This is a genomic window from Acidovorax sp. CF316 (genome assembly GCF_000276605.1).
Lineage (GTDB): Bacteria > Pseudomonadota > Gammaproteobacteria > Burkholderiales > Burkholderiaceae_C > Acidovorax.
In genome coordinates this window covers 1-7,668 of sequence record NZ_AKJX01000278.1, presented here as the reverse complement: position 1 = coordinate 7,668, position 7,668 = coordinate 1, and the positions used below count along the sequence as shown (strand labels likewise).

Genomic DNA, 7,668 nt, shown 5'->3' with positions numbered 1-7,668 from the left:
GGGGGCGTCCCCCTCCCAGATTGCGAAGCAATATGAGAGAGGGGGAAGGCGCGAAGCGACTCAGGGGGTTCCCCAGGTTTTTAGCCTTGCTGGCCCATCAGTTCGTCGAAGGACACGGCCTTGTCGACCACCTTGGCCTTGCCCAGGACGAAGTCGGTCACATTGTTCTCGATGACCACGGCTTCCACTTCGGCCAGGCGTTGGCGGTCGCCGAAGTACCAGCGCACCACGTCTTCGGGCTTCTCGTAGCTGGCGGCCAGCTCGTCGATGTGGGCCTTGAGCTGCTCGGGCTTGGCCTGCAGTTCGTTGGCACGCACCAGCTCGGCCACCACCAGGCCCAGGCGCACGCGGCGCTCGGCCTGGGGACGGAACACGTCCTCAGGGATCTCGGCCTTGTCGGCGTCCTTCAGGCCGCGCTGCTTCAGGTCGGCACGGGCGCCTTCCAGCAGGCGGGCGATTTCGGCCTGCACGCTGGCGTTGGGCAGGTCCAGCTCGGCCTTGGCCACCAAGGCGTCCATCACGGCTTGCTTGTTGCGGGCCAGCAGGCGGAACTTGACTTCGCGCTCCAGGTTCTTCTTGATGTCGGCGCGCAGGCCTTCCACCGAGCCGTCGGCGATGCCCAGCGACTTGGCCAGGGCGTCGTTCACTTCGGGCAGGTTGGCGGCTTCGATCTTCTTGACCGTGACCAGGAAGTCAGCCGTCTTGCCGGCCACGTCCTTGCCGTGGTAGTCGGCAGGGAAAGCCAGCGGGAAGGTCTTGCTTTCGCCGGTCTTCATGCCGCGCACGGCTTCTTCGAATTCCTTGAGCATCTGGCCTTCGCCGACCAGGAACTGGAAGTCCTCGGCCTTGCCGCCGTCGAACGGCTCGCCGTCGATCTTGCCTTCGAAGTCCACGGACACGCGGTCACCGTCTTCGGCAGCGGCACCCTGGGCGCGCTGGGCGAAGGTGCGGCGCTGCTTGCGCAGGATGTCGATGGTCTTGTCGATGGCCGAATCGGTCACATCGGCCGACAGCTTCTCGACTTCGGCGTCCGACAGGTCGGCGATCTTGACTTCGGGGAACACTTCGAAGATGGCGTCGAAGGTCACCTGGCCTTCGGGAGCACCGTCTTTTTCGGTGATGCGGGGCTGGCCGGCCACGCGCAGCTTGGCTTCGTTGGCGGCCACGGCAAAGGCTTCACCGACCTTGTCGTTGAGCACTTCGTACTGCACGGAATAGCCGTAGCGCTGGGCGACCACGTTCATGGGCACCTTGCCGGGACGGAAGCCGTCCATCTTCACGGTGCGCGCCAGGCGCTTCAGACGCGTGTCGACTTCGGTCTGGATCGCGGTCAGGGGCACGCTCAGCGTGATCTTGCGCTCGAGCTTCTCAAGGGTTTCAACAGTAACGGACATGGCTATTCCTCTAAGACTCTAAGAATGTGATCGTGCTCGCTGCTGCGCAGTGTTCCGCAAGGTCTCACATGGATGGTGCGCGGGGGGCGCGTCGTGCTGACAATGAAATCAACACGTTGCGCAACCGGTGCGGGATTGGCGCGGGATGGCAATACGCCCATCACGCAAACCCAGCATTATAGCTTTGCGGAATCAGCGCAAGGTTGGTGTGCGCCCCACATCGGTGTATGCCTACGTCAACGCCATCGACCGCGGGTTACCCCTAGGAAGAATTCGCCTGCTTCTTTTCAGCTTGAAGTTGCTCTGCTTCTTTCAGCAGTTTCACTAGTTCAGCTGTGTTGTCTTTGAGAATTTCGGTCGAGGCGTATCCGAAGTGGCCAAGATGAGCAGCAAGGTTGCTACCTGAGGCCTCTTGCCCCAGCTTCATCAATGCACCTACCCCAACGATGCGCGCGGCTAAAAGCTCTGTTTGCGCCTGCCTTTCCATCGTACCCGCCTGTGCGGTCAGTGCAATTGCTTGCTTCGCGACCTCAGAGCGCGTTAAGGCTAACTCCGCCCGTTGAAGGGCGAGTTCCTTACGTTGCAGACCCAAAGAAACGATAAGCGCACTGAAGGCAAGGCCCGAAAAAAGCGCGTTGGCGAGCCCAAACATATCGCCGAACTGTCCTCGTGCGGCAGGTGGATCCGCCCCAACACCGCCAGGATATACAACGAACGTCAACACCGCCCACACGATCACAAGTACAGCGAGCACTCCGCCCCCACAGATGGCAGCCACTTTGCGCAGCACAGCATCATCCGCAGTCCTTGCCGAAGCGTCAGCCGCCGACTCATTTTCGGCCTTTAACTCACTCATGCGAATCCTTAAAAATTAGATGTAGAAAAGCCCCTGGCACCTTCGCACCAGGGGCAATGCGGGCGGGCGCACTGATCAATCAGTTGCAGCTCAAGCTATTCCCGTAGCGGCGGCAGTTGGTAGTATTGCCAGAGGGGCTGGTGATGGTGGTAGTGTTGCCGTAGGAACGCGCGGTGGATCCGTCGTTGCCGTAGGTGGTGTTGCCATACTGGCGGTACGAGCTGCCATCCGACCCGTAGGTGGTATTGCCGTACTGGCGGTAGTTGGTGCCGTCGTTGCTCTGGATGGTGTTTCCGTACTGGCGATAGCTGGAGCCATCGGAACCGTATGTCGTGTTGCCATACTGCCGGTAGGTCTGGGCTTGGACTGCGCCTGTAACCAGCACCAGGGCCGCCAGCATCAATGTGATTTTTGCCTTGCTCATGATGTGTCTCCTCGGGGAATACACGATCGTAACGATGTGTATTTTTCAGGCAAGCGTTTTTTGAACGACCACCCTTTTGGGTGGGGCAGTTAAGGCGGCATGCATCTGGGTGAGTGCGTGGGCCGCAGGGTGCCAAGTTCCGGCGGCCATCGCGAGCAGGACTTCGTTTCTGTATCGCTTGGGGGACGGTGCGGATTGGGTACGTCCTTCATGCCGACGTCGGTTGCACCATGCGCAGGCCGCAACAACGTTGCGGGCCGTATCGGCTCCACCATGCTGGCGGTCCTGTAGGTGCTCTGCGGTGCACTGTAGGTGGTCTACATGCTCCGGCGGAACGATTGCCATCATGCCATCACGCTGCCCGCGCTCCCACATTGGGAGTCCGCAGTAGTAGCAGCGGCATTGTTGAAGTTGAAAAGCCCGGCGGCGGAGTTGCATACGCTTCGTCATAGAGAACAGCCTTGATGAACAAGCTATTCCCGTGACGAGTAACTCACAAACCGGGCACCAGTGCTTAGCAGTCTGGCGGGTGCTGGCGAAACCAGCACGGTCGGGGGCGCGTTTCCCGAACGGCGACAGTCTACTCGGCTTCCAAGGGCAGTTCAACCTGCTGCGCTGGGTCTTTGGCGCGGTGCGCGAACGCCGTGACGGGCGGCAGCTTGATCAGGGCCTCGGCCTCTTCGACTGAGCCGCGCAGCCAGGCGTCCCAGTCGCCGCGCTCGATGGGCACCACGGCGCGCTTGTCTTGCTTGTCTGGCGGGCGCTTGGGGTCGGGGCGGTGCATCAGCCGCATCAAGGGGTGGTGGTCGGCGTTCTGGGTGATCATGGTGTAGCTGGTCCACACCTCACCTGTGACCGGGTCGGTCCACACGTCCCATAGGCCGGCCAGCGCCCAGGGCGTGCCGTCGGGCCGCTCGAACTGCCAGGCAATGTGCTTGCCCGCGCCCCAGTAGGGTTCCACGAACAGCTGCGCGGGGATGAGGCAGCGCTGCCCCTTGCGCCAGGCGCCGCCGTAGGTCCATGACTTGGCCATGCCCTCGCGCCGGGCGTTGACGGTGTTCAGGCGCTTGCCGTCCTTGCCTTTGGGGATGTTGGTTTCGGAGCGCGGCGGGATCATGCCCCACTGCCCTGTTACCAACTCGGTGCCGGCCGCACGCGGGCGCATAACCACGCCGCGATAGAGCGGGCTCATGTGGTCGCGCCAGTTTTCATCCTGGGGAACATCGCCGAAGTACAGGCCGAGCTGGGTGGGGCCGATCTCGTAATACGTGCACATGACAACCTCCTGGCAGTAGGGAGTTATACTGTATATATGTACAGTATAGATATCTTCGACTCGCCTTGGCCCGTCCCCTATGACGTGGCCGTGCGGGCGCTGGCGCTGCCAGTGTCGCGGGTTTCTGTGCAGGCGGGGTTTCCGAGCCCAGCCGATGACTTCATGGTCGAGCGGCTGGACATCATGAAGCTGCTGGTGAAGCACCCCCAGGCCACCTATTTCTGGCGCGTGCGCGGCGACTCCATGGTGGGGGCCAACATCCACGACGGCAGCATCTTGGCCATCGACAGGGCCATCAAGCCCAAGCACATGCACGTGGTGGTGGCCGTGGTCGACGGAGAATGCACCTGCAAGTACCTGCACCAGCGCGCCGGCCGGGTGAAGCTGCAGGCGGCCAACCCCACTTATCCGGACATCGTGCCGAAGGACAGCCAGACCATCGAGGTGTGGGGCGTGGCGCGCGGGTGTATCACCCTCTTCCCGACCTGAGCAGCATGCAGCGAGGCCCGGCATGTATGCACTGGTGGACGGGAACAATTTCTATGTGAGCTGCGAGCGCGTGTTCCGGCCCAGCCTGAACGGGCGCCCGGTGGTTGTGCTAAGCAACAACGACGGGTGCGCGATCGCGCGCAGCAATGAGGCCAAGGCCCTGGGCATCCGCATGGGAGCGCCCTGGTTTGAGATCCGCCACATGGAGTTTGGCGACGGCCTGGTGGGCCTGTCGGCCAACTTCGTGCTGTACGGGGACATGAGCGACCGAATGCACAGCCTGGCGGCCGGCCTGGGCCCGACGCAGGAGATTTACTCCATCGACGAATCCTTTATCGGCCTGCACGGCGTGCGCAACGTGACGCACCGCGCGCACCAGGTGCGCGACCGTATCTACCAGTGGACCGGCATTCCCTGCGGCATTGGCATCGGGCAGACCAAGACCCTGGCCAAGCTGGCCAACCACATCGCCAAGACCGCCGAGCGCAAGCCCGGGAGCTACCCCGCCGACCTGGCCACCGTGTGCAACCTGGCCGCCCTGCCCGCTTCAGACCTCGATGCGGTGCTGGGCACCACCCTGGTGGAGGAAGTGTGGGGCGTGGGCCGCAAGATCGCCGCGCAGCTGCATGAGGGCGATATCCACACCGTGCTCGACCTGGTGCGCATGGACCCGGCCACCGTGCGCAGGCGCTGGAGCGTGGTGCTGGAGCGCACCGTGCGCGAACTGCAGGGCATGCCGTGCATCGAGCTGGACGACGCGCCCAGCCCGAAAAAAGAGATTGCCTGTACCCGGTCGTTCGGCAAGCCCATCACCGACCTGTACCCCATGCTGCAGGCGGTGAGCGAATTCGCCAGCCGGGCGGCCGAGAAGCTGCGCAAACAGGGCAGCCTGGCCAGCCAGTTGCTGGTGTTTGCCCACACCAGCCCTTTCCGCCCCGGGCCGCGGTTCAACAAGTCGGTCGTGGTGCCGCTGCGGCGCCCGACGGCCGACACCGGCGACCTGGTGCTGGCCGCGCACCACGGCCTGCGCCGCATCTACGCCGAGGGCTACGACCTGATCAAGGCGGGGGTGATGCTGCTGGACCTGGTGCCGGCCAGCGTGCTGCAGCACGAGTTGGACCTTGAAGACGATGACTGCGCCGACCGCAGCAAGCTGATGACCGCGCTGGACTCGATCAACGGGCGGTATGGCAAGGGCACGGTGCATGTGGCCAGCACCGGGGCGACCGAAAAGGTGCGCGAGTGGGGGATGCGGCAGGAGCGGCGGACGCCACAGTACACCACCCGCTGGGAAGACCTCCCCATGGCCAGGGCCTAAAGATCGATCAACTGAGGACCGACGATGACGCATCCCACCATCCTGCGCCTGCCCGAGTGGTTTGGCCGGCCAGAGCAGATCCTACTGCCGCTGCCGGCGGCCGAGTACCTGGTGCAGGAGGTGCACCGCGACTGGTGGCATGTGGTGGCCAAGCCGACCGGGCAGACTGTGTACACAGGACTGGGGCCGATTGAACTGCTTGCGTGGCAGAACGAAAACAATTATCGTGTTCTCAGGCCTACCCGATTCCCGGAATAGGTCGTAACCAAAGGAGCATCGCCGTGACGCGACCTTCAAATCTGGACATATCGTTTGTCCATCACGACCCCCTTTCCCCCTTCCACTCCATCGAGTGGGTTGGCGGATACCTCGGCAACATCATCTGGTTTTCCAGACCTCGCGAGCTTGCGGCGTTGATGCTGTCCCATCAACTACGGTGCTGGGTTTCATATCCACCCCCCCGCGTCGAAGTAGTGCCGGTCCCCAGCTTCGGTGGCTCTTGGCACATAGCCACGCAGCCCGACTCTATTCAAGCGAACAACCTTGACCGTTTGGGAGACTTCCCGCTTCCGGTGTACCTCTATCCGCTTTACGGTGCAGTCCACATTGCAGCAGGGGTGGAGAACTCTGCAACGCCCAATGGCTTGCTAAATCTCGGCCTCACTCCGGGGTACTGAAAATCGGCCAGGGCTGCGAGCCCTGGCCAATCAATCCTGGGCGGTGGCCCTTCTCATTGGGCGTACCGCCTCCCGCTCCTGCAGCCGACTTGTCGCTTGCGGTTGCAGGCAGCTTTCCAGTCGCCAGCGCCCAGGGCCTCTGTCTCGGCCAGCATCATCGCGCGGCAGTGCCGATTGGCACGATTTTTCTGGAGCAACACAACATGGTCGCTTACATTCACGCCAAGAATCTAACGTAGTTCTTTTTGCCATCAACGAAAGTACCGAATGAATGTCTTCATCAGCTGGTCTGGAACACGGAGCCAAGCGACCGCCGAAATATTCAAGACCTGGATTAAATGCGTCCTTCAAGCCACGCGGCCATGGGTGTCTACGCAGGACATTGAACGCGGTGCGCGCTGGAGGAGCGATATTGAGCAGCAACTGCAAACTACGACGCAGGGAATAATCTGCCTGACCAAGGCGAACCTGAATGCTCCTTGGATATTGTTTGAAGCAGGCGCTCTCGCCAAAGGCCTGGATACTGCCAGGGTGTACACCGTGCTTGTCGACCTAACACCAACGGATGTAGGTGGACCGCTCGCACAATTCAATCACACCACCGTTGATAAGGCCTCCATGGAAAAGCTTGTGATCTCCATGAATCGCCATCTGACTGACCCAGTAGACACCGGCACCCTACTGGCTTCATTCGAAGCGCACTGGCCAACGTTTAAATCTCAGTTTGACGCAAACGTGCTCTCGATCCCTGAAACGGCCACAGTTCCAGCAGACCGCCCCGATGTCTCACACGAAATTCTTGCCACTCTGCGCGCGATGAGCAATCGGATGGCAGACATCGAATCGGCCCTCGAACCGCGGACTGCACTTACGCCCACCGAGAAATTCCTAGAAGATCAGCTCCGTCCGGGCGAGACCCGCGCGATGGCCGCCGCCAGAGTGAATCAGGCCTTCAGTAACGCTGTTCTAAAGAACAAGACAGCCAAGGGTTTTGGTTTGAGGATCGGCCCTGACGGCAAGATTCCAGGCACTGAATAGACCATCCTGCAAGCCTGAAATCAGTCGATCCGCGGCACCGGTCCATCATCCCGCGCCGGCACCGCCTCCCGCTCATACCGCTCCTGCAGCTGCGCCGCCAGCTCGCGCCGGCCTCGCCTTTGGCGCATGTCGAGTTGTCCTGCCGCGTGGCGGTTGCGGGCGGCCTTCCAATCGCTGGCGCCGGCGGCCGCCGCAC

The 7,668-nt window shown here is 62.1% G+C and carries 9 protein-coding genes; 4 read left to right on the top strand and 5 right to left on the bottom strand.

Going from position 1 to position 7,668, the window contains the following annotated elements; translation table 11 throughout:
- Positions 1–80: 80 nt before the first annotated feature.
- From tig to PMI14_RS31190, 5 genes are all read right to left on the bottom strand, one after another.
- Entirely contained in the window at positions 81–1,394 is a 1,314-nt protein-coding gene (gene tig / locus PMI14_RS31200; protein ID WP_007861418.1) for a trigger factor, read from the bottom strand.
- Between the two features lie 262 nt (positions 1,395–1,656).
- Positions 1,657–2,250, bottom strand: a complete 594-nt coding sequence (locus PMI14_RS35230; RefSeq protein WP_146187918.1) for a hypothetical protein — start codon at positions 2,248–2,250, stop codon at positions 1,657–1,659.
- 79 nt (positions 2,251–2,329) lie between these two features.
- Entirely contained in the window at positions 2,330–2,674 is a 345-nt protein-coding gene (locus PMI14_RS31195) for a hypothetical protein (RefSeq protein ID WP_007861417.1), read from the bottom strand.
- A 45-nt stretch (positions 2,675–2,719) separates the two neighbouring features.
- Positions 2,720–3,019, bottom strand: coding sequence for an HNH endonuclease (locus PMI14_RS35955; protein ID WP_369751531.1), 300 nt, complete (start codon positions 3,017–3,019; stop codon positions 2,720–2,722).
- Positions 3,020–3,254: 235 nt separating this feature from the next.
- Positions 3,255–3,950 carry an SOS response-associated peptidase gene (locus PMI14_RS31190; RefSeq protein WP_007861411.1) on the bottom strand — a complete coding sequence of 232 codons (696 nt, stop codon included), beginning with the start codon at positions 3,948–3,950 and terminating at the stop codon, positions 3,255–3,257.
- Positions 3,951–3,986: 36 nt separating this feature from the next.
- Here PMI14_RS31190 and PMI14_RS31185 point away from each other — a divergent pair, with 36 nt between their 5' ends.
- From PMI14_RS31185 to PMI14_RS34545, 4 genes are all read left to right on the top strand, one after another.
- Positions 3,987–4,439 carry a LexA family transcriptional regulator gene (locus tag PMI14_RS31185; RefSeq protein WP_007861408.1) on the top strand — a complete coding sequence of 151 codons (453 nt, stop codon included), beginning with the start codon at positions 3,987–3,989 and terminating at the stop codon, positions 4,437–4,439.
- Positions 4,440–4,461: 22 nt separating this feature from the next.
- The gene (locus tag PMI14_RS31180) at positions 4,462–5,757 is read left to right on the top strand and encodes a Y-family DNA polymerase (RefSeq protein WP_007861406.1); all 1,296 of its coding nucleotides are present in this window, start codon (positions 4,462–4,464) and stop codon (positions 5,755–5,757) included.
- 24 nt (positions 5,758–5,781) lie between these two features.
- Positions 5,782–6,015 carry a hypothetical protein gene (locus PMI14_RS31175; protein WP_007861404.1) on the top strand — a complete coding sequence of 78 codons (234 nt, stop codon included), beginning with the start codon at positions 5,782–5,784 and terminating at the stop codon, positions 6,013–6,015.
- A gap of 686 nt (positions 6,016–6,701) precedes the next feature.
- On the top strand, positions 6,702–7,472 hold the full coding sequence (locus PMI14_RS34545) for a toll/interleukin-1 receptor domain-containing protein (protein ID WP_007861402.1): 771 nt from the start codon (positions 6,702–6,704) through the stop codon (positions 7,470–7,472).
- Positions 7,473–7,668: the final 196 nt, after the last annotated feature.

Excerpts from the sequence above, each read along its gene's own strand:
- tig (WP_007861418.1), bottom strand. The coding sequence starts at position 1,394 with ATGTCCGTTACTGTTGAAACCCTTGAGAAGCTCGAGCGCAAGATCACG.
- PMI14_RS35955 (WP_369751531.1), bottom strand. The coding sequence starts at position 3,019 with ATGGCAATCGTTCCGCCGGAGCATGTAGACCACCTACAGTGCACCGCA.
- PMI14_RS31175 (WP_007861404.1), top strand. The coding sequence starts at position 5,782 with ATGACGCATCCCACCATCCTGCGCCTGCCCGAGTGGTTTGGCCGGCCA.
- PMI14_RS31195 (WP_007861417.1), bottom strand. The coding sequence starts at position 2,674 with ATGAGCAAGGCAAAAATCACATTGATGCTGGCGGCCCTGGTGCTGGTT.
- PMI14_RS31180 (WP_007861406.1), top strand. The coding sequence starts at position 4,462 with ATGTATGCACTGGTGGACGGGAACAATTTCTATGTGAGCTGCGAGCGC.
- PMI14_RS31190 (WP_007861411.1), bottom strand. The coding sequence starts at position 3,950 with ATGTGCACGTATTACGAGATCGGCCCCACCCAGCTCGGCCTGTACTTC.
- PMI14_RS34545 (WP_007861402.1), top strand. The coding sequence starts at position 6,702 with ATGAATGTCTTCATCAGCTGGTCTGGAACACGGAGCCAAGCGACCGCC.
- PMI14_RS35230 (WP_146187918.1), bottom strand. The coding sequence starts at position 2,250 with ATGAGTGAGTTAAAGGCCGAAAATGAGTCGGCGGCTGACGCTTCGGCA.
- PMI14_RS31185 (WP_007861408.1), top strand. The coding sequence starts at position 3,987 with ATGTACAGTATAGATATCTTCGACTCGCCTTGGCCCGTCCCCTATGAC.